22 protein-coding genes and 1 tRNA gene are annotated in these 22,943 nt (G+C 37.7%); 11 read left to right on the top strand and 12 right to left on the bottom strand.

Going from position 1 to position 22,943, the window contains the following annotated elements:
• Positions 1-12: 12 nt before the first annotated feature.
• Positions 13-1,920 (bottom strand): heme lyase CcmF/NrfE family subunit, encoded by a 1,908-nt coding sequence (locus tag W908_RS02070; RefSeq protein ID WP_053819721.1) that lies wholly within the window; start codon positions 1,918-1,920, stop codon positions 13-15.
• Positions 1,921-2,093: 173 nt separating this feature from the next.
• Here W908_RS02070 and W908_RS02065 point away from each other — a divergent pair, with 173 nt between their 5' ends.
• From W908_RS02065 to W908_RS02055, 3 genes are read left to right on the top strand one after another with little or no spacing between them, the layout of a single operon-like run.
• The gene (locus W908_RS02065; RefSeq protein ID WP_053819720.1) at positions 2,094-3,239 is read left to right on the top strand and encodes an MBL fold metallo-hydrolase; all 1,146 of its coding nucleotides are present in this window, start codon (positions 2,094-2,096) and stop codon (positions 3,237-3,239) included.
• A 23-nt stretch (positions 3,240-3,262) separates the two neighbouring features.
• The gene (locus W908_RS02060) at positions 3,263-4,165 is read left to right on the top strand and encodes an oxidoreductase (protein WP_053819719.1); all 903 of its coding nucleotides are present in this window, start codon (positions 3,263-3,265) and stop codon (positions 4,163-4,165) included.
• On the top strand, positions 4,165-4,728 hold the full coding sequence (locus W908_RS02055; RefSeq protein ID WP_236849156.1) for a TetR/AcrR family transcriptional regulator: 564 nt from the start codon (positions 4,165-4,167) through the stop codon (positions 4,726-4,728). Before W908_RS02060 ends, W908_RS02055 begins: the two co-directional genes overlap by 1 nt.
• Before the next feature lie 24 nt (positions 4,729-4,752).
• Here W908_RS02055 and W908_RS02050 read toward each other — a convergent pair.
• From W908_RS02050 to W908_RS02035, 4 genes are all read right to left on the bottom strand, one after another.
• Positions 4,753-4,837 (bottom strand) — tRNA-Leu (locus W908_RS02050).
• A 63-nt stretch (positions 4,838-4,900) separates the two neighbouring features.
• The gene (cysG, locus tag W908_RS02045) at positions 4,901-6,283 is read right to left on the bottom strand and encodes a siroheme synthase CysG (RefSeq protein WP_053819718.1); all 1,383 of its coding nucleotides are present in this window, start codon (positions 6,281-6,283) and stop codon (positions 4,901-4,903) included.
• Positions 6,284-6,424: 141 nt separating this feature from the next.
• Positions 6,425-7,102, bottom strand: coding sequence for an HdaA/DnaA family protein (locus W908_RS02040; RefSeq protein WP_053819717.1), 678 nt, complete (start codon positions 7,100-7,102; stop codon positions 6,425-6,427).
• On the bottom strand, positions 7,099-7,647 hold the full coding sequence (locus W908_RS02035; protein ID WP_082344998.1) for a CDP-alcohol phosphatidyltransferase family protein: 549 nt from the start codon (positions 7,645-7,647) through the stop codon (positions 7,099-7,101). Before W908_RS02035 ends, W908_RS02040 begins: the two co-directional genes overlap by 4 nt.
• 66 nt (positions 7,648-7,713) lie before the next feature.
• Between W908_RS02035 and purM the strand changes: the two genes are divergently transcribed.
• From purM to W908_RS02020, 3 genes are read left to right on the top strand one after another with little or no spacing between them, the layout of a single operon-like run.
• The gene (gene purM / locus W908_RS02030) at positions 7,714-8,715 is read left to right on the top strand and encodes a phosphoribosylformylglycinamidine cyclo-ligase (protein ID WP_053819715.1); all 1,002 of its coding nucleotides are present in this window, start codon (positions 7,714-7,716) and stop codon (positions 8,713-8,715) included.
• A 5-nt stretch (positions 8,716-8,720) separates the two neighbouring features.
• Positions 8,721-9,329, top strand: a complete 609-nt coding sequence (gene purN, locus W908_RS02025) for a phosphoribosylglycinamide formyltransferase (RefSeq protein WP_053819714.1) — start codon at positions 8,721-8,723, stop codon at positions 9,327-9,329.
• The gene (locus W908_RS02020; protein ID WP_053819713.1) at positions 9,326-10,015 is read left to right on the top strand and encodes a DUF3108 domain-containing protein; all 690 of its coding nucleotides are present in this window, start codon (positions 9,326-9,328) and stop codon (positions 10,013-10,015) included. Before purN ends, W908_RS02020 begins: the two co-directional genes overlap by 4 nt.
• A gap of 3 nt (positions 10,016-10,018) precedes the next feature.
• Here the strand turns inward: W908_RS02020 and uvrA are convergent, their stop codons facing one another.
• Positions 10,019-12,835, bottom strand: coding sequence for an excinuclease ABC subunit UvrA (uvrA, locus tag W908_RS02015; RefSeq protein WP_053819712.1), 2,817 nt, complete (start codon positions 12,833-12,835; stop codon positions 10,019-10,021).
• Between the two features lie 85 nt (positions 12,836-12,920).
• Between uvrA and pyrH the strand changes: the two genes are divergently transcribed.
• Positions 12,921-13,643: a UMP kinase gene (gene pyrH, locus W908_RS02010; protein WP_053819711.1), complete on the top strand. Its 723-nt coding sequence runs from the start codon at positions 12,921-12,923 to the stop codon at positions 13,641-13,643.
• A 2-nt stretch (positions 13,644-13,645) separates the two neighbouring features.
• Entirely contained in the window at positions 13,646-14,203 is a 558-nt protein-coding gene (gene frr / locus W908_RS02005; protein ID WP_053819710.1) for a ribosome recycling factor, read from the top strand.
• Positions 14,204-14,224: 21 nt separating this feature from the next.
• Here frr and W908_RS02000 read toward each other — a convergent pair whose 3' ends face one another.
• Positions 14,225-15,388 carry a hypothetical protein gene (locus W908_RS02000; RefSeq protein ID WP_053819709.1) on the bottom strand — a complete coding sequence of 388 codons (1,164 nt, stop codon included), beginning with the start codon at positions 15,386-15,388 and terminating at the stop codon, positions 14,225-14,227.
• A gap of 99 nt (positions 15,389-15,487) precedes the next feature.
• Positions 15,488-16,516: a coiled-coil domain-containing protein gene (locus W908_RS01995; protein WP_053819708.1), complete on the bottom strand. Its 1,029-nt coding sequence runs from the start codon at positions 16,514-16,516 to the stop codon at positions 15,488-15,490.
• Between the two features lie 88 nt (positions 16,517-16,604).
• Here W908_RS01995 and cmoB point away from each other — a divergent pair, with 88 nt between their 5' ends.
• The 3 genes from cmoB to bioC all read left to right on the top strand — a co-directional run bounded on the left by cmoB (position 16,605) and on the right by bioC (position 19,311).
• On the top strand, positions 16,605-17,570 hold the full coding sequence (gene cmoB / locus W908_RS01990; protein WP_053819707.1) for a tRNA 5-methoxyuridine(34)/uridine 5-oxyacetic acid(34) synthase CmoB: 966 nt from the start codon (positions 16,605-16,607) through the stop codon (positions 17,568-17,570).
• 65 nt (positions 17,571-17,635) lie between these two features.
• Positions 17,636-18,538 carry a zinc ABC transporter substrate-binding protein gene (locus W908_RS01985; RefSeq protein ID WP_053819706.1) on the top strand — a complete coding sequence of 301 codons (903 nt, stop codon included), beginning with the start codon at positions 17,636-17,638 and terminating at the stop codon, positions 18,536-18,538.
• Positions 18,526-19,311: a malonyl-ACP O-methyltransferase BioC gene (bioC, locus tag W908_RS01980; RefSeq protein ID WP_020024013.1), complete on the top strand. Its 786-nt coding sequence runs from the start codon at positions 18,526-18,528 to the stop codon at positions 19,309-19,311. Before W908_RS01985 ends, bioC begins: the two co-directional genes overlap by 13 nt.
• A 20-nt stretch (positions 19,312-19,331) precedes the next feature.
• On the opposite strand, the gene W908_RS01975 is transcribed toward bioC, so the two are convergent.
• From W908_RS01975 to W908_RS01960, 4 genes are all read right to left on the bottom strand, one after another.
• Entirely contained in the window at positions 19,332-20,171 is an 840-nt protein-coding gene (locus W908_RS01975; protein ID WP_053819705.1) for an MOSC domain-containing protein, read from the bottom strand.
• A 14-nt stretch (positions 20,172-20,185) separates the two neighbouring features.
• The gene (locus tag W908_RS01970; RefSeq protein WP_053819704.1) at positions 20,186-20,947 is read right to left on the bottom strand and encodes an ABC transporter permease; all 762 of its coding nucleotides are present in this window, start codon (positions 20,945-20,947) and stop codon (positions 20,186-20,188) included.
• Positions 20,944-21,870 carry an ABC transporter ATP-binding protein gene (locus W908_RS01965; protein WP_053819703.1) on the bottom strand — a complete coding sequence of 309 codons (927 nt, stop codon included), beginning with the start codon at positions 21,868-21,870 and terminating at the stop codon, positions 20,944-20,946. Before W908_RS01965 ends, W908_RS01970 begins: the two co-directional genes overlap by 4 nt.
• 125 nt (positions 21,871-21,995) lie before the next feature.
• Positions 21,996-22,916, bottom strand: coding sequence for a carbohydrate kinase family protein (locus W908_RS01960; RefSeq protein ID WP_020026194.1), 921 nt, complete (start codon positions 22,914-22,916; stop codon positions 21,996-21,998).
• Positions 22,917-22,943: the final 27 nt, after the last annotated feature.

Here is a 22,943-nt window from a genome sequence, read left to right as displayed (position 1 = left end):
GCCAAGCTAGAATCACGATTTAACTCTCAAAAAGTAACGTCTATCGATGGCAGCAAAAAGAGCCCCAAGTGCAATCATTAGACCGCCTAACCATATCCAACGAACAAGCGGCTTATAATATATTCTGACACTCCAGGCCCCGTCTCCCAAGCCCTCACCGAGTGCAACGTAAAGGTCTCTTGTGATTGAGGGATCAATAGATGCTTCAGTCATTGGCATCCCTGTTTGGTAATAACGTTTTTCAGGGCTAAGCTGAGCCACTTTTTTTGTATTTTTAAAGACAGTAATATCCCCAATAAAGCCAGAGTAGTTCTCTCTTGAATGAGGGCTCACGCCATTAAAAACAAAGTCATGTCCAGCTATCGTTTGAGTTTCTCCAATATTCATCTTGATATCTTTTTCAATGCCAAGTTGAGTTGTCACTGTGGCCCCGAGGACAAAAACAGCAATTCCAAGATGTGCAAGAATCATTCCAATGAATGACATAGAAAGCTTTGCTTTAGATCGCAGTCTTTTTATGAATAAAACCAAGACATGGTTAACGACCCATATGAATAGACCAACTGCAACTAGAACAAAAATATTGTCCGTGATGAAAACCCAGGATAGGAAAGTTAATAGAACAACACAGATCCATTCAAACTTTAATAAATTAAAAACCCTTGATAATGAATCTTTCTTCCAACGCATATAAGGGAATACTGCTAGTGCAATTACTCCAGGAATCATAATGGGCACAAAAACTGCATTGAAATAGGGCGCTCCAACTGAAATTTTTCCGAGGTTGAGAGTATCAAGAATGAGGGGATAAAGCGTACCCAAAAGGACACTTAACATTGCAGTTACAAGTAAAATGTTATTAATAAGAAGTCCCGTCTCCCTTGATAGCAATGAAAATGGGTTACTCTGCTGTAATAAGCTAGAGCGCCATGTATAGAGAATCAATGATCCTCCAATTACTATAAATAAAAAGATGAGGATAAACAAACCTCTTGTTGGGTCGGTTGCAAAAGCATGTACCGATGTTAGAACCCCAGAGCGAACAAGAAATGTTCCTAGCAGGCTTAAAGAAAAGCCTCCAATAGCTAAAAGCACAGTCCACTGTTTAAAAGCGCCACGCTTCTCACTCACACTTAGAGAGTGGACAAGCGCCGTTGCAACAAGCCAAGGCATAAATGATGCATTTTCCACGGGATCCCAAAACCACCATCCTCCCCAACCAAGCTCATAATAAGCCCACCAACTTCCAAGCGTTATTCCAACGGTTAAAAAAGACCAAGAAACTAAGGCCCACGGACGAGTCCATCTAATCCATGTGCTATCAAGCTGTCCTCGAATGAGTGCAGACAATACAAAAGCAAATGGAATAGCTAGCCCTACATAACCCATATAGAGCATAGGAGGATGAACCGCCAGACCAAAGTCTTGAAGAAGAGGGTTAAGCTCTCGACCCTCAAGTGGCGGCATCATTAAGCGCTCAAAAGGGTTAGATGTAAAGAGAAGAAAAAGTAAAAAACCAAAACTTATTGCGCCCAGAACCACAAGGGTTTGATTAATTAAGTCTGACGGAATTTTTTTTGAAAAAATTGATACAGCAACTGTCCATAGAGACAGAACGAATACCCATAAAAGTAAAGACCCCTCATGCGAGCCCCAAACAGCTGATGCTTTAAATAGTATTGGAAGTTGCGTATTTGAATTATCAGCAACATATTTAACTGAAAAATCATTACTCAGAAATGCACCCACCAAAACAAAGAAAGCTAATGCAATCCAAAAACCTTGAGCCCATACTAAAGGCCTTGCAAGCTGAGCAAGCGAAGTCTTATTCTGATAGAGCCCAATCGAAGGAACTACTATCAAGAGCACTGAAATAATTAGCGCAAGAACAAGTGCAAAATGTCCAACCTCAATCAACATATAGCCATACTTTTATTGTGTTTTTTAGAGCTAATATTTTACAGGATTTCTTAAGTTTAATCTCAATACCCGAGGTTAAACTTATGAGTAATATATAAGGAAAAAATTAATATGACTGACTACTCACTCATAATGAGATATAATATAATTAAAACCGCATTAGGGAGATAAAATTGGAAATTATTTTTACAATACTTAATATCATAAAATATCTGATTTATATTCTATTAGCACTAGCTATTGTTGTATTTACTTTTCTCACAGTATCGCCAGCTTTCGGTGGAACTCCAGACAAGGAAACTCAAAAAAATATTGAAGATTCTCAAAATTTTGTTGAAGGAAAATTCCGAAATATTAAAACAAACTATACTAATTTTCGAGCTTCAGAAAAAAAAGCAACTTTCAAGGATTGGTTTTCACCCCCTAAAGATAAAAACCCTCTAAAACCGCTGCCAACAATAAAATTTAATAACAAAGATTTAACAGAGGGTAAATTTTCATGGTTTGGGCACTCTACTCTCATTATGAAAACTGAAGGTTTAGTCGTTATGACTGACCCTGTTTTTAACAGAGCCTCTCCTTTACCATCATTCAACTCTAACAGTAAAAGTAGCTTCTTTAATGGAAAGCCATTTGAATTTGAAAATCCGATATTAATTGATGATCTTCCAAAGGTCGATGTTGTCATTATTTCTCATGATCACTACGACCATCTTGACTCAAAAGCCATTAAGGACTTATCAAACCTAGTAGATCATTTTATTGTGCCCTTAGGTGTTGGAGCTCATCTTGAAAGATGGGGGGTAATTAAAAATAAAATTACTGAGCTTGACTGGTATGAAAGTAAGAACTTTAAAGATGTTGACTTTACCTTTACGCCTGCGCTTCACTTTAGTGGCCGAGGAGTGTTCAATGGTAACTCGACGTTATGGGGCTCTTGGGTTGTTAGATCAAAATCATTAAGCGCTTATTTCAGCGGAGATGGTGGATACTCAGAGACGTTTAAAAAATTAGGTGAGGAGTATGGACCTTTCGACATTGCCTTTATTGAGAACGGTGCATACAACGTTGACTGGTCGAACGTTCACATGTATCCAGATGAGGCAGTTCAAGCTAGTATCGACTTAAAAGCAGAGATCCTTTTCCCAATCCATTGGTCAAAATTTGATTTATCAATTCATCCCTGGGATGAGCCAATTATTCGTATCACTAAAGAAGCTGCAAAAAAGAATGTCAATCTTGCAACGCCAATGATTGGAGAAATATTTGAGTTAAATGCTATACCCAAAAAACCTTGGTGGAAAAAACTAAGAAATTAAACTTGCATTATTAAAGGAAAAAAATGAAAAAAGAAAATTGGAATGAATCAAATATTCCTGATCAATCAGGCAAAATTTTTATTGTGACTGGACCAACGAGCGGCCTTGGTGAGGAAACAACTAGAGTTCTTTCTCGAAAAAATGCTACCGTTATTATGGCTGCTAGAAATATTAAAAAAGCTGAGTCTGTAGCAAACGAAATTCTTGCTGAAAATAAAAATGCAAAGATAGATATTGAAGAACTAGATTTAACAAGTCTTGAATCGATCAAAAATTTCTCTCATCAAATTTTTAAAAAATACAAGAATTTAGACTGTCTTATCAATAACGCTGGCATTATGGCTTGCCCTTATTCAAAAACGAAAGATGGGTTTGAGATCCAGATGGGCACTAATCATTTGGGTCACTTTGCTTTGACAGGTCAGTTGATTTCTCTTCTAAAAAAGACATCTAACTCTAGAGTTATAAATGTATCTAGTATTGCTCATCTCTCTGGAAATATTGATTTTGATGACCTTAATTGGGAAAAAAGAAAATACAGAACTTGGAGCGCCTACAGTGACAGCAAGCTTGCTAATTTATACTTTACTTATGAACTCTCACGCAAACTAAAGCAAACTAAAGGTAATCCTCAAGTAGTTGCATCACATCCTGGATACACTGATACTAAGCTTCAACGTTACTCAACAATATGGAAAATTTTAAATAAAATAGCTGCACAAAAAGCCTCAATTGGAGCCTTAGGAGGGATTCGCGCTGCTACAGACCTAACTGCAGAATCAGGTGATTATTTTGGCTCTCCATCCATGGGTGGTATGAGAGGTTACCCAGTCTTAGTTAAGTCAAACGAACTATCGTATAATATAGATAACGCAAAAAAACTTTGGAAACTATCTGAAGAATTAACTGGAGTAATCTATGACTAATGACAATGCTCTCAACCAAAGATAAAATTTTTCAGAGTGCCCTGGAGCTATTTGCTAGTCAAGGCATTCAAGCAACTTCAACTGCTCAAATCAGTAAAAAAGCGGGAGTTGCCTCTGGAACGCTTTTTGTTCACTTCAAGTCAAAGCAAGAGCTTATTGACACAATATACATAAGTATTAAAAAAAATGCTTTTTCTGACTTAAATGAAAATATTCCTAATGATTCAAGTGTTGAACTTCAAATCAAAAATGGTTCAAGAAAAATTATTGAGTACTTTTTAACTAACTACAATGAGTTTATTTTTTTAGGTTTAGTGGATATCGACCCCATGGTCTCTGAAGAGGCAAGGGCAATAGGCTTTAAAAATTTTGAAAAGTCGATGGCTGATTTGAAGCAATGGTTTATAGAGGGGCATTTTAAAGAGATAGATTTTGATCTTCTCATGCAGATAAATTGGTCCACTACAGAGACCATCATTAAGAACCTCAAGTTCAGAAATCTTATCAAGCCTAGTGAGAGTGAACTTAATATAATCTGGGATATTATGAAAAAGAGCTCCTAAGAGCTCTTTAAATTGATTGGTTTTTGGTGCGGAAGGAGAGACTCGAACTCTCACGTCTTGCGACACTGGAACCTAAATCCAGCGTGTCTACCAATTCCACCACTCCCGCGAAGAATTCTGAATTATACCCAAATATATTAAAGTTTTTTTATTAAGAAATAGATTTAATTATTTAATTGCCATACCAATTCAACTTTTCATTGAGCTTGACAACCTCACCCACAATCATCAGGGTTGGTGCATGAATATCTTCTCTTTCTAATAAAGCTGGTAATTCAATCAGCGATGAAATATAAACCTTTTGCTCAGGCATCGTTCCTTTTTCAATAATAGCAATAGGCATGTCCTTATCCATCCCATGTTCCATGAGTTTTTCACAGATATATTTAGCGCCACTCAAAGCCATATAGAAAACAATAGTTTGCTGATCAATGATGAACTCTTCCCATGGGAGGTTGGTTGTGCCATTCTTTAGATGCGCAGTTACAAATCTACAGGACTGAGAATAGTCTCTATGGGTGAGGGGAATACCTGCATAGGAAGAGCAACCGGACGCGGCAGTAATACCTGGGACCACCTGAAAAGGTATCCCATGCTCAGATAGAGATTCTATCTCTTCACCACCTCTTCCAAAAATAAAAGGGTCGCCGCCTTTTAAACGGCAAACCCTCTTACCTGTCTTTGCAAGCTCAACCAGTTGATCATTAATGTCAACCTGCTTAGTTGATTTGTCACTGCCGCCCTTTTTACCAACATAGATAAGCTCAGAGTCTCTTCGAACCAGCTCCATTACCCCTTTAGAAACTAGGCGATCATAAAGAACAACATCAGCCTGCTGAATTAATCTCAAAGCCTTAAAGGTGAGTAAATCAGGATCTCCTGGTCCAGCTCCAACCAAATAGACCTCACCTAAATCCATCTCTACTGAATCATCAAGCTGCCTTTGTATGTCTTCCTTTGCTTCATTAATTCGACCTGAAAAAACCTTTTCAGCAATAACACCGGAAAATACAGCTTCCCAAAAAGCTCTTCTGTCCTTGATTGTTGAAAAACGATCTTTAACTTTCTGTCTGTATTCACCTGCAATATCAGCCAATATGCCATAGGCACTTGGAATGATTGTCTCTAATTTTGCCCTAATAATTCTAGCTAAAACAGGAGCCTTGCCAGATGAGGACACTGCAATAATTAAGGGAGATCGATCAACAATTGAGGGCATTATGAAGCTTGATAACTCTGGTGAGTCAACAACGTTGACTGGAATTTTTTTATCTTGTGCGATTGAAGAAATCAATGAATTAACTGATTTGTCATCTGTTGCTGCGATAATGATTGAGTAATCCTTAATATCTGCTTGTTCAAAACTTTTGTTAATTAAGGTTATATGCCCATCCATAGAAAGATTTTTTATATCCTTGCAAAATAATGGTGATATACAGTCAACCTTGGCCTGCGCTTTTAATAGTAGATTAATTTTTCTGAGAGCAATATCTCCACCTCCTATTACTATGCAAGGCTTTTTTCTTATGTTGATAAAAATAGGAAGGTGATCCATAAAAATTAATACGTGTCAGGCGATACTGTTAAATTAGTTGATTTGTGGATTATAGTAAAATATTCTATAAATTAATATTTTCTATATTAAAAGATATTTATATTTCTTAAATAGAGATAATTTTAGCAAAATATTTTATATTTAGTGATTATGTAAGTTCAAGAATTTTCTAACAAAGGGTATTGAAATAGCTTTTTTAGCTTGTAGAGACGCTTTATCTAAATCATTCAATGTTGCTAGTAGTAACTTTAAATCTCGTGAATAGTTTTTAAATAAGTATTCATAAACGCCTGAGTTAATAGATAAGTTTCTCTGACTCATCTGACTATCAATTACTCTCATTATTAACTCGTCATTAAGCTCTTCAAGCTTATAAACAGCAGCTAAACTAAGTCGTGTTTTGATATCCTTCATCACTTCCAAGTCAGATGGCAGGCTCTCTGCACTAGTCAGGATTACAATTTGACTCTGTCTCGCTTGATTATATAAATCAAAAAATATCTCTTGATTCTTTCTAGAAATTAAATGGACATTATCAAAGCTAATAAAATGTACTTGATCAATAAAGTCCAAAATATGCTCAGGAAATGACTCATTGCAGTCAATATAAATAGCATTTTTATCTATCTCCAAAGCCTTCAATACTGCTCCTTGAAGGATATGAGTCTTGCCTTGACCTGACGCTCCATAAATAAAGACCTCTGAAGAATTTTCATCAAGAAATAGTTGATTTATTAACCTTAAGAGCTCTTTATTTGCAATAAAACTTTCCAGAAGCATGGATGTGTTGAGACTAATTGGCAAGCCAAGTTGATTCATTTTTTTGTCTCTTGCAAGATGAATTTCTTAACCCAGAGGAGGCCATAATCTGCCCCACTTAGGGCTGTTGATGTTGCCACTATGACAAAGACTATCTCTTGCATGCCATCTATTCCAATGTACAGCTCAATGAGCAGTAAGTATAAAACTAGAGTAATTTGTAACACAGTATTTACTTTACTAATGAGGCTTGGTTCTAACAAGTCAGTATCAGCACTCTCCTCTCCAAGAAAATAACCCAATGCGCCAGCAATGATAATAACATCACGAACAAAAATAATCATGAGTAGCCATAATGGTAAAACTTCGACCCAATAAAGAGTTATAAAGGTGCAAGTTAGCAGGATCTTATCAGCAACCGGATCTATAATCGAACCCAGTCTTGACTGCATATAAAACTGTTTTGCAATCCAGCCATCTAAAGCATCAGTAATACCTGCAACTAAAAATAACAGCATTGTCAGAAGATACTGCTCTTTTAGCAGCGCTATAACTATGGGAACTGTTAAAATAATGCGTATTATTGAAAGCGCATTGGGTAGCATCGAAAAGCTCATTATTTTGCTTGATTTAATCCATTTTTTAAGACCTTAATTATACGGAAAAACAACATGTCATCATTGACTTATAAGGACTCGGGAGTTGATATCACCAAAGGTAATCAGCTCATTGATAAGATTAAACCCATTGCAAAATCAACTTTGAGACCTGGCGTTTTATCTAGCCTAGGCGGCTTTGGCGCAATGTTTGAAATTCCTTTAGATAGATACAAAAGCCCAGTTTTAATTTCAGGTACGGATGGTGTTGGAACAAAGCTTATGGTTGCAGAGATGCTTAAAAAACATGATACGATTGGTATTGATTTAGTAGCAATGTGCGTTAATGACTTGATTGTTCAAGGTGCAGAGCCTTTGTTCTTTTTAGATTATTATGCTACAGGTTCTCTGAATACCAAGATAGCTACTTCTGTTATTGAGGGAATTGGTGAGGGATGTCGCCTCTCTGGCTGTTCGCTCATTGGCGGTGAAACTGCTGAAATGCCTGGCATGTATAATGGTGAAGAATATGATTTGGCTGGATTTTGTGTAGGAATTGTTGAAAAAGATCATATCATTGATGGCTCAAAGGTCAATTTAGGTGATCATATTGTTGCAATTGGCTCTTCTGGGCCTCACTCTAATGGATATTCATTAATCAGAAAGGTTTTGGAAAAGACGAAGCCAACTCAAGAGCAACTCAATTTATTAATTGAGCCTACCAAAATCTATGTTAAATCAATTCTTTCGCTTATTCAAAGTTTGCCAGTTCATGCAATATCTCATATAACGGGTGGTGGCCTTCTTGAAAATATACCGAGAGTGCTTCCTGATCATTTAGCAGCAAAACTCGATTCAAATTCATGGAATATGCCAGAAATCTTTAACTGGCTTAAAAATGAGGGAAATATAGATATTAACGAAATGTATCGAGTGCTTAACTGTGGTGTTGGAATGGTTGTCATTATCCCAAAAGAATCATCTGATGATGCTATTAGACTTTTAAATGCATCTGGTGAAAATGCCTGGCTTATTGGAGAGGTGATCAACTCGACAGGTCAACAGGTCTTTATCTAGCTGCAATGAGGGCTGTCATTTTAATCTCAGGTAATGGCTCTAACCTTCAATCTCTCATTGATAATGCTAGAAAGATTGACCTCAAAATATGCTCAGTCATTAGTAACAAAGAAGATGCTTTTGGTCTAAAGCGAGCAGAACGTGCTAGTATTAGGACGCATTTTGTTGATCCTAATCTATACGAATCTAGAGAAGGCTTTGATAAACAGCTTATCACAATGATTGATGAACTTGATATTAGTCTCATAATTCTAGCTGGTTATATGAGGATTCTTTCTTCTGAATTTATTAATCATTTTGCTGGAAAAATTCTTAATATACATCCCTCGCTACTACCAAAATTTCCAGGACTTAATACCCATCGAAAGGCGATTGATGCCAAAGAGAAATACCACGGTGCAACTGTTCATTTTGTAACAGAAGAGCTAGATGGTGGCCCAATAATTAGCCAAGAAATTGTTGAAATTGACTTTATAGATACAGAATACTCTCTCTCTCAAAAAGTTCTAAAAAAGGAGCATATTCTTTATCCAAGAGTGATTCATTGGTATACTCAAAATAGACTAAAACTTTTAAATACAGAATGTATAACGCTGGACGGAAAAATCTTATGAAAAAAATTGCGCTCCTATTTTTAAGCCTTATATTTACGAATTCTCTAGCACTTTCTCCCTATATTGGAAGTTACCAGCTCTATGCAGACACCAAAATGGGAAACCTGCAAATTGGATCAGCCGTTCTAAATCTAGAAATGAATGATAGTGAGTTTACATTTACAACTGAAGCTAAAACGGAGTCTCTTTGGAAGGCTCTTTATGACTACTCAAGGTCTGAAAAAAGTACTGGCAATGAGACTGATGGCCAGGTTATCAATAAGTATTTTAGTGTTGTTGAAAAACTAAAGGATGAAGTAAAAAAGGATTACGAAATAACAATTGTTACTGATAAAAATTACGCATTATCAAGCACTGGTGAGGAATTTGAAATCAAACCGGGTCTCCTCGTTGATCCTCTTAGTGTTTATCTTGCTCTTTCAAATGATATGCTCAATAATCCAAGTCAACCAGAATTTACTTACCAGGTAGTTGATCAAGATGGCGTCAAGTATCTAAAATTTATTGTTGATGGACAAGAAACTGTCACTATTAATAATCGTGACATTGAAACAGTTCGTGTCAATTGTGAGGAATTAGAGCTAACTCTAAATTTATCAGTTGAAGACAACTTTCAACCTGTTCGAATATACAAGGTCAATGGCAAAACTGAATTTACAATGCTATTAATTGAGTTCATGAGCTAATTACTATAGGTGCTCTTTTAAAAATTGGCCCGTAAATGAACTTTTATTGATTGCAAGCTCTTCAGGAGTTCCATAGGCAATTATTTCACCACCTTTATTACCTCCTTCAGGTCCCAAATCGACAATCCAGTCGGCCGTTTTAATGACATCAAGATTGTGCTCAATAATCACGATAGTATTGTTTCGTTCTCTCAGTCTAAAAATAACAGAGAGTAGCTGCTTAATATCATGAAAATGAAGCCCACTAGTTGGCTCATCAAGGATGTAGAGTGTTTGACCAGTGTCTGATTTAGATAGCTCTTTGGCTAGCTTTATACGCTGAGCTTCACCGCCAGAGAGTGTAGTCGCATTTTGGCCAAGCGTTATGTATGAAAGGCCGACATCCATTAGTGTCTGAATTTTTTGATTAATCTTGGGTATTGCCTGAAAAAATTCTAGAGCATCTTCAACTGTCATCTCTAAAACTTCAGCAATTGACTTGCCTTTGTATTTAATTTCTAAGGTTTCTCTATTGTATCTATGTCCACTGCATATATCACATGAAACATAAACGTCAGGCAGAAAGTGCATTTCAACTTTAATCAGTCCATCGCCCTTGCAGGCTTCGCATCTTCCACCCTTAACATTAAAACTAAATCGTCCGGACTTGTATCCTCTGGATCTTGACTCCAATGTAAGCGCGAATAAATCGCGTATTAAAGTAAATACGCCTGTGTAGGTCGCAGGGTTAGATCTTGGTGTTCTTCCGATAGGACTCTGATTAATGTTTACCACCTTGTCAAAAAGCTCCATTCCCTTTACCTCTTTAAATGGTGCGATATCAGTTTGAGCACCATTTAAAGTATGAGCTGCCAGTTCATATAGTGTGTTATTGATTAGTGTTGATTTTCCCGAACCCGAAACGCCAGTAATACAAGTCAGCACACCCACTGGAATCCTTAAATCTACATTTTTCAAATTATTACCACTTGCTCCAGTAATCTCAAGCCAGCCATTTGATTTTTTTCGATTCTTAGGAATGCTAATTTCTAATCGTCCACTTAAATAATCACCAGTCAGTGATTTAGTGTTTGCAATGACGTCATCAGGAGAGCCACTTGCAACAATTTCCCCACCATGAATACCGGCACCTGGTCCAATATCCACAACATAGTCAGCCTGTCTGATAGCATCTTCATCATGCTCTACAACAATAACAGTATTACCTAGATCTCTGAGATAAGTTAAAGTGTCTAATAATTTTTGGTTATCTCTTTGATGAAGACCAATCGATGGCTCATCGAGAACATATAGAACGCCTATTAAACCCGCACCTATCTGAGATGCCAGTCTAATCCTTTGGGCTTCACCCCCTGAAAGGGAGTTAGCTTTTCGCTCAAGATTTAGATAGTCTAAACCGACATTAATTAAGAAGTTTAATCGTTGAGAAATCTCGTTAAGAATTTTGCTTGCAATTTCACCACGTTGGCCATCGAGCTCTAACGTCTCAAAAAATTCAAATACCTGGTCAATTGTTAATTTGGTCAAATCAGAAATGTTTTTTTCATCAATAAACACATTCCTTGCTGATGCATTTAATCGATCACCATGGCAACTTGCACAAGGCTTGCTGATTACGTACCTTGAAAGATCCTCTCTAACTGAACGAATCTCGCTATCAGCATATCGGCGCATCATCCTTGGAATAATTCCTTCAAAGGGCTTCTTTCTACTAGACCAACCTCGCCTTCCTTTTATCTTTGAAAAGTCAATTGATTGACTTCCACTCCCATAAAGAATAATTTGCTTATGCTCGTCAGACAATTCATTGAAGGGGGTAGCCACGCTAAAATTATAAAAGTTACCAACCAATGTGAGCATTTGATAGAAGAAGGCATTACTTTTACTCCACCCATAAACCGCACCATCTTCTAGGCTTAATTCAGGATTAGCTACCACTCTCTCCTCATCAAACACATCTTTTACACCCAAACCGTCACAAGTTTCACAGGCTCCAACTGGGTTATTGAATGAGAAGAGTCTAGGCTCCAATTCATTTAAAGAGTAGCCGCAATGAACACATGAAAATTTTGCTGAAAATGTTAGCTCCTTCCAATCATTAAACGATTCCATAGGGCTCACAATTACGATGCCAGAGCTCATATTGAGAGCTGTTTCTAATGACTCTGACAACCTTGACGATATGTCCTGCCTTACTTTTAATCGATCAACTACAATCTCAATAGTGTGGTTTTTGTTTCCATCGAGCTCAGAAGTCTCTTCAAGAAACTCAACCACTCCATCGATGCGAGCCCTTAGGAAACCTTCGTGAGAAAGCTCTTGGAGGAGCTTGAGATGACTGCCTTTTCTATTTCTTACAATAGGGGCTAGAATCATAATTTTTGAATCTTCTGGGAGCTCTAAAATAGAGTCAACCATCTGAGAAATAGTTTGTGCTTGAAGCTCATCGCCATGAACTGGACATCTTGGAGAGCCCACTCTGGCAAACAAAAGTCTAAGGTAGTCATAAATTTCTGTAATGGTTCCAACAGTCGATCGAGGATTGTGTGATGTAGCCTTTTGTTCGATAGATATAGCTGGCGAGAGACCTTCAATGTGATCCACATCAGGCTTTTCCATGAGTGATAAAAACTGTCTTGCGTATGCAGATAGTGACTCAACATATCTCCTCTGACCCTCAGCATAAATAGTATCAAAGGCCAGTGAAGATTTACCAGATCCAGAGAGTCCAGTTATTACAACAAGCTTGTTTCTAGGCAGGCTAACATCTATATTTTTTAAGTTATGGACCTTGGCTCCACGGATACTAATTGAATCCATATTCTCAATAATTTTATGATGGACAAAGGGTTCATTATACTCATGCCTTGTGTAAAATCACAATTTTGTATTGAATTCTTAGCACATGGTTTCCTATCGTCGAATCTTACTAAAACTGAGTGGTGAAGCGCTTTCAGGTAATAGTCAAAATATAGACACTGAGATGCTTAAAACGGTTGTCAAAATTGTACAATCTGCCCTTGATCTTGGTGTTGAAGTTGCTATTGTTGTTGGTGGTGGAAATTTATATAGAGGTGCTACCCTAGCAGAAGAAGGAATGAATAAAATCACTGGTGATCATATTGGGATGCTTGCTACAGTTATGAATGCTCTAGCCCTTTCAGATGCCTTTGATAGAAACAAAATACCTTCAATGGTCATGTCAGGCTTTCCAATTGGTGGCGGAGTATGTGAGCCGTTTAATCATACTAAAGCCAAAGAGGAGCTTTCCAGTGGTAAGGTAATTATTTTCTCAGCTGGAACTGGAAGTCCATGTTTTACAACGGATACTGCTGCTGCGTTAAGAGCAGTTGAAATTGGTGCTGATATTGTCTTTAAGGCTACAAAAGTTGATGGGATATATACAAGCGACCCCCTCAAAGATTCATCAGCTATTAAATTTGACTCACTCAGCTTTGACTCAGCTATTGAGCAAAATATTCAAGTAATGGATACTGCTGCTTTTGCGCTCTGCAGAGATAACAATATCAGAATTTGTGTCTTTAGTATGCTAGAGGATAATTATGCTCTTGCTAATATAATTAATGGTCAGTCAATTGGGACGATGGTCAGTCAAAATGGAGAATAAAGATGGTTAATGAAATTCATAGTGATGCTAATAGTCGAATGGATAAATCTTTATCTTCTCTCGAAAATGACTTTAGTAAAATACGCGCCGGAAGGGCTCATCCATCTTTATTGGAACAAATCACAGTCGAATATTATGGTGCATTGGTTCCACTATCTCAAGTGTCGAACATAAGCGCTGAAGATTCAAGAACGCTTAAGGTTTCACCTTGGGAGAAAGATATGGTTGGCCCTATTGAGAAAGCAATTATGACCTCTGACCTAGGCCTGAACCCTAATACACAAGGACAAGTATTGAGGATTCCTCTCCCGCCTCTAACTGAAGAAAGAAGAAAAGAGCTCGTAAGAGTTGTAAGAGATGAAGCTGAAAGTGCAAGAGTAGCAGTAAGAAATATAAGAAGAGATGCAATCTCTGACTTTAGAGAGCTACTAAAAGAAAAGGAAATCTCTGAAGATGAAGCCCATAGAGCAGAAGATAATGTCCAAAAAATTACTGATCAACATATCGGATCAATTGATAAAGCTCTTAGTGATAAAGAAAGCTCATTGCTAGAGATTTAAATAGCCTATCCCAAGTTTGCTCTATCTTTTAGAGCCAACACAGTCTATATATTTTTGCCACCTGTTGGCTGTGAACTCTGTTCCATAGTTACTCTGTGGGCCAACATTACCCAAATACCCGCCCGCTAAAGCTTTTTTGAAAAGCTCAATGTTGCTTTCAGACAACCCTAAGTTTACTTTACAGAAGTCATGAATAGCCTCTGTTACTATTTCTCCTGAAATAGTTCCAACAAATGCTTCCTCCTCTAGCTTTATGGTTGCTTCCTTTATCAGTTCATCAGAAATTGTTGACTTATATTCTCCTGATAAATTAAAGTCCTCCAATTCAACTAATAGGTCGTCCATAATCTTTGTCACTCTCTTTTCATAAGCTAACTTGGCCTGGTAGGCTGCAGTAGAGGATGCGGCGGCAGCCTTTTCTTCCTTGAGTTTCAGAAGGAAGGCATCTAGTGCGGCTTGTCTTGCCATTTCTTCTTCGATTTCTGCCATCATTTCAGCAGCAGCTTCTTCAGCAGCAACTTGGGCTTCAAATGCAGCAAGTTCAGCCTCGAGAAGAGCATCTCTGTATGCTGCAGTTGCAGCGGCTGCAGCAGCTTTGTCTGCTGCGAGTTTGTCTTGGAAGGCTTTAAGGGCAGCGGCTCTTGCCATTTCAGCTTCAATCTCAGCCATCATTTCAGCGGCGGCTAATTTAGCTTTTATTGCAGCTTCAGAGTCAGCAAAGATAAAAATCATTTGTCCAGGATCTTCTTCGATTGAGACAATCAGATCTGAACATGGCACTACAAAATCTAAGACCAATTCTTCAATCGTTAAGACATTTGAACCCTTTCCGACTAACTTCTCACCAATTGAAAAAGATCTAAAACCAGTTTTGGCAGTTTGATAGTAAGTTAATTGATTCGTTTTTGGATCATAAGATTCAACAATCGCCTTTACATTGCTTGAACTCATAATTTCATCACCCTGATTGAAGGCGCCTAATCCAGAAAGCTTTATAACTGAAGTGATATTACTATCATCATTAATATCACCCTCAAGCTGATCAAAACATGGGTTCAATTCCTCCATCAAAACCATATCAAGCTCTTCTTGAAGAGCTGAAGTATCATCACCACCAGCGAAGCCAACGCTAGAGAAAAATAATAGCAAAAACAGGATAGAAAAAGAATTAAAAACTTTAGTCATAGTCATTGATTATAAATAAAAAAACCCAGAGCAAGCTCTGGGTTTTATTTTCTGTCTTGGTTAGTCTCTATTATAAGCTAGTAGAGAGGTTACTCAAAATTAGAACGGGTTCACATAGTTAGTTACGCAGTTAGCATATGCATCCCATCTTGAGGCTCCAAACTCTGTTCCATTTGCACTTTGAGGCCCCTTATTAAATAAAGTTCCATCGGCTAGTGCACTCTCGAAAAGAGCTATGTTAGCATCTGTTAGACCTAAGGCATGCTTACAAGCTTCATGAGCTGCCTCAGTTACCACTATGACCTCATCTTCAACGACTAGCTCTCCAATAACTTCGTCTTCAAGAGAAGCTCTGTAGGCAGCAGTTGCAGCGGATGCAGCGGCTTTATCAGCTGCAAGTTTGTCTTGGAAGGCTTTAAGGGCAGCGGCTCTTGCCATTTCTTCTTCGATTTCTGCCATCATTTCAGCAGCAGCTTCTTCAGCAGCAACTTGGGCTTCAAATGCAGCAAGTTCAGCCTCGAGAAGAGCATCTCTGTATGCTGCAGTTGCAGCGGCTGCAGCAGCTTTGTCTGCTGCGAGTTTGTCTTGGAAGGCTTTAAGGGCAGCGGCTCTTGCCATTTCAGCTTCAATCTCAGCCATCATTTCAGCGGCGGCCTGTTCAGCAGCGAGTTTTGCTTCAAATGTTGCCAATTCTTGTTCTATCGCAAGCTCTTCCATTCGAGCAGCCATCTCAGCATCTCTGGCAAGCTTAGATTGATAAGCGGCGGTTGATTTAGCAGCGGCAGCTTTATCTGCTGCGAGTTTGTCTTGGAATGCTTTAAGGGCAGCGGCTCTTGCCATTTCAGCTTCAATCTCAGCCATCATTTCCTGAGCAGCAAGATCAGCTTCTAATTTCGCTTCGAAGGCAGCCAATTCATCTTCAATTTGTTGCTCCGCAAGAGCAGCTTCTAACTCTGCTTTGAAGGCATCAATTTCTGCCTGAGCAAGGTCTTCAGCTAGTTGAGCTTCAAAAGCAGCTAGCTCCTCATCAAGGTTTTCATAATAAACTTGATCTCTGTCATCACCACCTGCATAGACATTGAGAGTCAAAAAAAGTAGTGCAATAAATTTAATTGATTTGTTAATCACGTTAATCTCCAAAAAGAGTAAAAAGTAACATATATATGTATCTACAACTTATTTTATACTAGATATATTTTTGGAACTGATTTAATTTATGAAATTATTCGAAGAAAGATTTAATCTGTTTTTCAATGATTTAGTCCTTCAAAAGTACATCGATGAGTGCCTTGCAAAAAGCATTAAAGCTCTCAAAGTTAAAAATGGAAATACTCCAAAATGGAATGAGGCACTCAATGAACTTAATGCCTTATCTAAAGGTCATTTAGGCCTAAATGAACCTTATTTATCCATTAATAATATGGATGCTTTATCCGAAATTATTGAATCAAAATTACGAAAATTCTTGCCATGGAGAAAAGGCCCTTTTATCCTTAATGATTTAATACTGGACAGTGAATGGCAGGGCGACATGAAGTGGCAACGTCTCAAAAATGATATCACCCCATTAAAAAATAGAAGAGTTCTTGATGTTGGAGCTGGTAACGGATATTTCACTCTTAGGATGGCTCTTGAAGGAGCTAAAAAGGCTCTAGGAATTGAGCCTTTTCTCCTTTTTAATTATCAATATGCTGCAATTAATGCTTTACACAAGCAAGATTCAAAATCAATGTTGCTTCCATTAAGACTTGAAGAAATGCCCTCTATGCCAATATTTGAGAGCGTATTTTCTATGGGAGTACTTTATCATCAGAGAGACCATATGCTTCACTTATCTAATCTTAAAGAAATGATGGCTTCTGACTCAGAGTTGATCCTTGAAACACTAATCGTTGATGGTGATAAAGGTTATTCACTTATTCCAGAGGGACGATATGCGAATATGCGAAACGTTCATTGCCTGCCTTCGATTGAGACACTTAAATCTTGGCTAATTGATTCTGGATATAGAAATATAAGAGTGATAGATATATCTCAAACAACGCCCAACGAACAAAGAAAAACACAATGGATTGGTGATAATCCTGCATCATTAGAGGATTTTCTTGATCCTTCCAACGCTTCCCTAACAGTCGAAGGCCATCCTGCTCCAACTCGCGCCATTATTATTTGTAATAACTAAGCTTTAAGTGAATTATTTGATTAGCGTATAATTTTCTAGTCACTTTTTTTATTTTTGGATGGGCTATGAACCTTCGTTTTATAATCAGTTTAATACTTTTGATAAGCTTGGGAAGTGCCTATGGGCAAACATCTCCAGTTGTTGTCACCAGTATTAAGCCAATTCATAGTATTGTCTCCTCTCTGATGAGCGGTATAGCTGAGCCAGAGTTACTTCTAAAGTCTAATAATTCTGCTCACACATTCCACTTGAAACCGTCACAGATTCGCTTAATCTCAGATGCGGATCTCGTGATTACTGTTGATGAAAGTTTTGAAATTGGCTTAAAGAAAGCCCTAACAAATATAAATTCCGACTCTTTAATGTTTGTCAGTGATACTGATAACTTAAAAATCTATAGTACTAGAGAATCTATTTTCGAAAAAGATGAAGAACACGAAGAGCAAGATCATAGCATCCTCGATTATCATTTATGGCTGAGCACAGAAAACGTTCAGTTGATTGCAAATACTATAGCGAGTCGCTTGAAAGTATTAGACCCGTCTAATGAACAGACTTACGTTACGAATTTGGAAAAATTTAATTTAAAAATAGATAAGCTTAATCTTGATTTAGTTTCTAAACTCAAGTCAATTAAGTCAAAAAGAATCGCTGTCATTGATGACACGCTCCAATATTTTGAGAAAGATCAAAATTTGAAGAGGCCCGTCATTGTGACGCCTTACCACGGAGCTCGTTTAAGTGTCAAAAGAACACTAGAGTCAAAAAGAATGATCAAAAATTTGAAGATATCTTGTTTAGTTTATGGCATTGATAATAACCCTAGCCAAGTCAAAGCTCTGTCTGAGGGTTTAGCTTTAAAGGCATCAAAAATTGATATTTTGGGAAGTGAATTTTCTCCTGGTCCAGATCTATACTTCAATATAATGAATCAAATTTCAAGCCAAATCAGATCATGTCTAGAGTAAGAAGAACATTTAATAGTGCCTCTGATAAATATAACGATAATGCCTTTCTTCAAAATGAAATAGCTAAAAGACTGTCTGAAAAGTTAAAGGTTATTTCAATTAATCCTGAAAATATTATCGATTTAGGTTCTGGTACGGGATTCCTGAGTGACAAGACAGCTGATATATTTCCGAATGCGAGTTTATTTTGTGTCGATTTCGCTCAACAGTCCTTAAAAAATAATTCGCAAAATCTAAAAGTTTGTGCGGATGCCTATGAACTCCCATTTGCCTCCAATAGTGTTGATTTTGTTGTATCAAATTTAATGATTCAGTGGTGCCCTGACCTCAAAACACTTTTTAATGAGTGCTTTAGGGTTCTTAAGCCACACGGATTGATCTTGTTTACGACCTTTGGCCCTGAGACACTTCAGGAACTGAAAAGAAGCTGGTCAGTAGTTGACAACGAGGCGCATGTTAACGATTTTATAGATATGCATGATATTGGCGATCAGATGATCCAATCTGGATTTCAGAGCCCTATCATGGAAATGGAAAAATTAACCTTAACCTATGAAAAAGTTTTAGATTTAATGCATGACCTTAAGGGAATTGGCGCCCAGACAGTTGAGAATAGATCCAAGTCGCTCACTGGCAAAACAAAGTTTAAAAAGATGCTAGAAATGTATGAAAGTTATCGTGACAATGGCAAGATTCCTGCAACCTATGAAGTCATTTATGGGCATGCTTGGAAAAATGAGATCAAGCTTGGGGCCATCTCTCTAGAAAATTGATTGCCAGTCTTTTCTAATATTTAAGAAATGAGTTTGAGTTCATCACCTACCCTGATTACACAATCTTCAGAGAGTAAAATTGCATTTTGACCAAAAAATGCTCCCTTTATAGCATCACTAAATTTTAATTTTACAAGTGTCGCTAAAGGCTCTTTAGGCTCCATAATCTCACCATTTTCTTGGTTAATAGTAACAATCTTGCAGCGCTTGCATGGCTTTCTTAGACCGAATCTGTAGTCACCCTCATCACAGGATAAATCACTATCAGTCATTTTCTCCAAATCATCCAGGCCTTGAACGACAATATTAGGCCTGAAGCGGTTCATTGACACCTCTTTAGAATGATTATCATGAAGCCCCTGATTCAGCCTTCCAAGAGACTCCCAAGAGGTAATCAAATAAGGGAACTGATCAGAGAAAGCACTTTGCGCTCTCATGCCATTTAAATACTCTTCTGGAACAGACCTCTCGCCATCAGCAGAGAACCTCACAAGTCGAAGCGAGCTCCCTTTATATTCTCCAAGCTGTTGAGTCAGCCAGTTCGACACCTCATCACCCTCATCATAAGCATCACAGGTATCATCCCAAACAGTTGCCCTAACTTTATTTAATTTTTCTGAATGAAGAGAGACGCTAAACTGATTGGCATTTGAGCAAAGTATCAGTGAAGTAGTATCAATCTCTGTCTTGAATGTAGCCATTGACTCAATTTCACGCTGAGAAATGAAGTGATACTTACTGTCCGTAATCATCCACTCTCGATCATATTGAAAGCCCCTCAAACCAGTATGGACCTCTTTAAGAGCAATCCCTTTAAGCGACTTTACAGGGTATATATACAGATCAGTAATTTGAGCCATACCCCTCCTCAATATTACTGCTTAAGCTTGTAACCTGTTCTAAACATCCAGGCAACTATAGCAATACAAATAGCTAAAAATAAAAAGACCATTAATAAGCTGATCCCTACACTCACATCAGAGACTTCAAAAAAGCTCCACCTAAAACCGCTCACAAGGTAAAGAACTGGATTGAATAGAGTTACCTTTTGCCATAGCTCAGGAAGCATACTAATTGAATAAAAGCTGCCTCCAAGAAAAACCAAAGGCGTAATAATGAGCAAAGGAATAATTTGTAGCTTCTCAAAGTTATCGGCCCAAAGTCCAATAATGAATCCAAAAAGGCTAAAGGCTACGCACGTTAGCACTAAGAAGCTGAGCATCCAAAAAGGGTGCGCGATATTCAAGTCAACAAAAAGGTTAGCGGTTACTAGAATGATTGTGGCCAAAATCAGTGACTTTGTTGCCGCAGCACCAACATAACCAATGAGGGTCTCATAAAAGGATACTGGAGCTGAAAGTAATTCATATATAGTTCCCGTAAATTTAGGAAAGAATATTCCAAATGATGCATTGGAGATACTCTGGGTAAGTACCGATAACATAGTCAACCCAGGAACAATAAATAAGCCATACGAAACACCTTCAATATTCTCCATCCTTGATCCAATTGCTGAGCCAAAGACTACAAAATATAGAGCAGTAGAAATCACTGGTGAGGCAACACTCTGAAAAAGAGTGTTCCAAAAGCGCATCATTTCATTGAAATAAATGACCTTAATGGCAGTAAAGTTCATGACTCCTCCTTAACTAAGTCAACAAAAATATCCTCTAACGAGCTCTGCTCAACCTTAAGATCTTTAAGAAGCAATCCCGAATTTGTAATCTCATGAAGGACCTCAGATACATCAACCTCCTCGTCTTTGACAACGTAGGTATATGAAATCTGCATACCATCCTCACTCAATTCAATATTGTAATTCTTGAGCGAACTTGGAATCTTTTTAACGGGCTCTTTTAAATCAATAATGAGTTGTTTTTTACCAAGACTCTCCATTAGCTCATCTTTTTTCTCAACCAGTAAAAGTTCACCATTACTAATTACACCAACCCTCTCGGCAATTTCTTCAGCTTCCTCAATATAGTGTGTTGTTAAGATAATAGTGACGCCTTGTTTACTGAGTTTATGAACAATCTTCCACATTTCCTTTCTGAGCTCAACATCAACGCCAGCAGTAGGCTCATCTAAGAATAACACCTCAGGTTGATGAGAGAGCGCTTTAGCGATGAGCACCCTTCTTTTCATGCCTCCTGATAAAGCCCTAATTTCAGAGTCTTTCTTATCAAAAAGTGACAAATCCTTAAGAAGCTGCTCAAGGTAAGCGTCATCTCTTTTAGAGCCAAACAAACCTCTACTAAATCTGACTGTACTCCAAACCGTATCAAATGAGCCTAAAGTCAATTCTTGTGGAACAAGGCCTATCATTGCTCTCGTTTTCCGAAAATCACTAATAATATCAAAACCATCAACAGTGACTGATCCTGATGAAGGAGAAATAATGCCACAAATAGTTGAAATTAAAGTTGTTTTACCTGCTCCATTCGGACCTAAAAGAGCAAGTATCTCACCTCTTTTAATTTCTAAATTGACAGCTTTAAGAGCTTCAAAACCCGAATTATAGGTTTTGGATAAGTCTTTAATTGAAATAATTGAATCCATTATCTTGCTAATTTGTATGATACGAAGAAAGGGTAGATTTTACTTACTATCTTCTTCTGTGAATGACTATATAGGGTTTAAAAGTTTTCTTTTAAAGTGCCCTCAAACAAAATAGTTTTTTGTATTTAGAGCTCTTCGAGCCATGGCGGATTTGCGCCTTTTTTTGTAACTGTAATGCTAGCTACTTTATTAGCAAAAGTAAGTGCAGTTTTAAGCTGGGTCTTACCTATAGAATTAAGGCTTTCCCTATCGAGCAAACCCTGTTTATCAAGACTCAATAAAAATCCTGCATTAAAAGTATCCCCGGCTGCAATAGTATCTAAAACATCAACCTTATTACTCTGTACAGAAACTTCATGGTCACTATATAAAACTTTTGCCCCATCTGATCCCAATGTCAGGATAACCAACTTAACCCCATTATTAAGCCAACCTTTACTGGTCTCACTGAAGTCTTGAGCTCCATAAAGATAGCGATAGTCTTCATCTGATATTTTAATAATATCAACTTTAGAAGTTAGCTCAATAAAGCGATCAAAAAAACTTTGTTTATCTTCAATAAAATCAGGACGAATATTAGCATCAAAATAAATTGGCAGATGACCCGAAACCTCGCCTATAAGCCACTGCCAACTTGACCCACAAGGCTCTGCTTGAAGACTTATCCCTCCAACCAATAATGCCTTTGCCTTTTTCAATCCAACTAGAAAAGGTTTGAGGCTCGATTGATCTAATAATCTTCCAGCTGAATGTTCGTCAACAAAGGTGTACTCTGCAATGCCTTCGATGACATCAGCATAGGCAAGTGTTGTTGGACGGTTTGTCTTAATGACAAAGTCCTCTTTAACTTTAGAATGTCGCAAAGTATTCTCAATGAGCTCTCCATAACTATCATTGGATATGGCGCCAAAATAATAGCTATCAGCCCCCAAACGTCCAAGCGCAATCGATGAGTTGAAATTACTTCCTCCAACATGAGGTGTATATTCAGCCTCCCCACGAAAAGAGACCATATCTATCAAAGATTCGCCCGCACAAATGATCATTTAAAGTTTTAAAACTTATGTTGAAAT

The organism is Candidatus Pseudothioglobus singularis PS1 (assembly GCF_001281385.1).
Classification (GTDB): domain Bacteria; phylum Pseudomonadota; class Gammaproteobacteria; order PS1; family Pseudothioglobaceae; genus Pseudothioglobus; species Pseudothioglobus singularis.
This window is presented reverse-complemented; position numbering and strand designations above follow the sequence as displayed.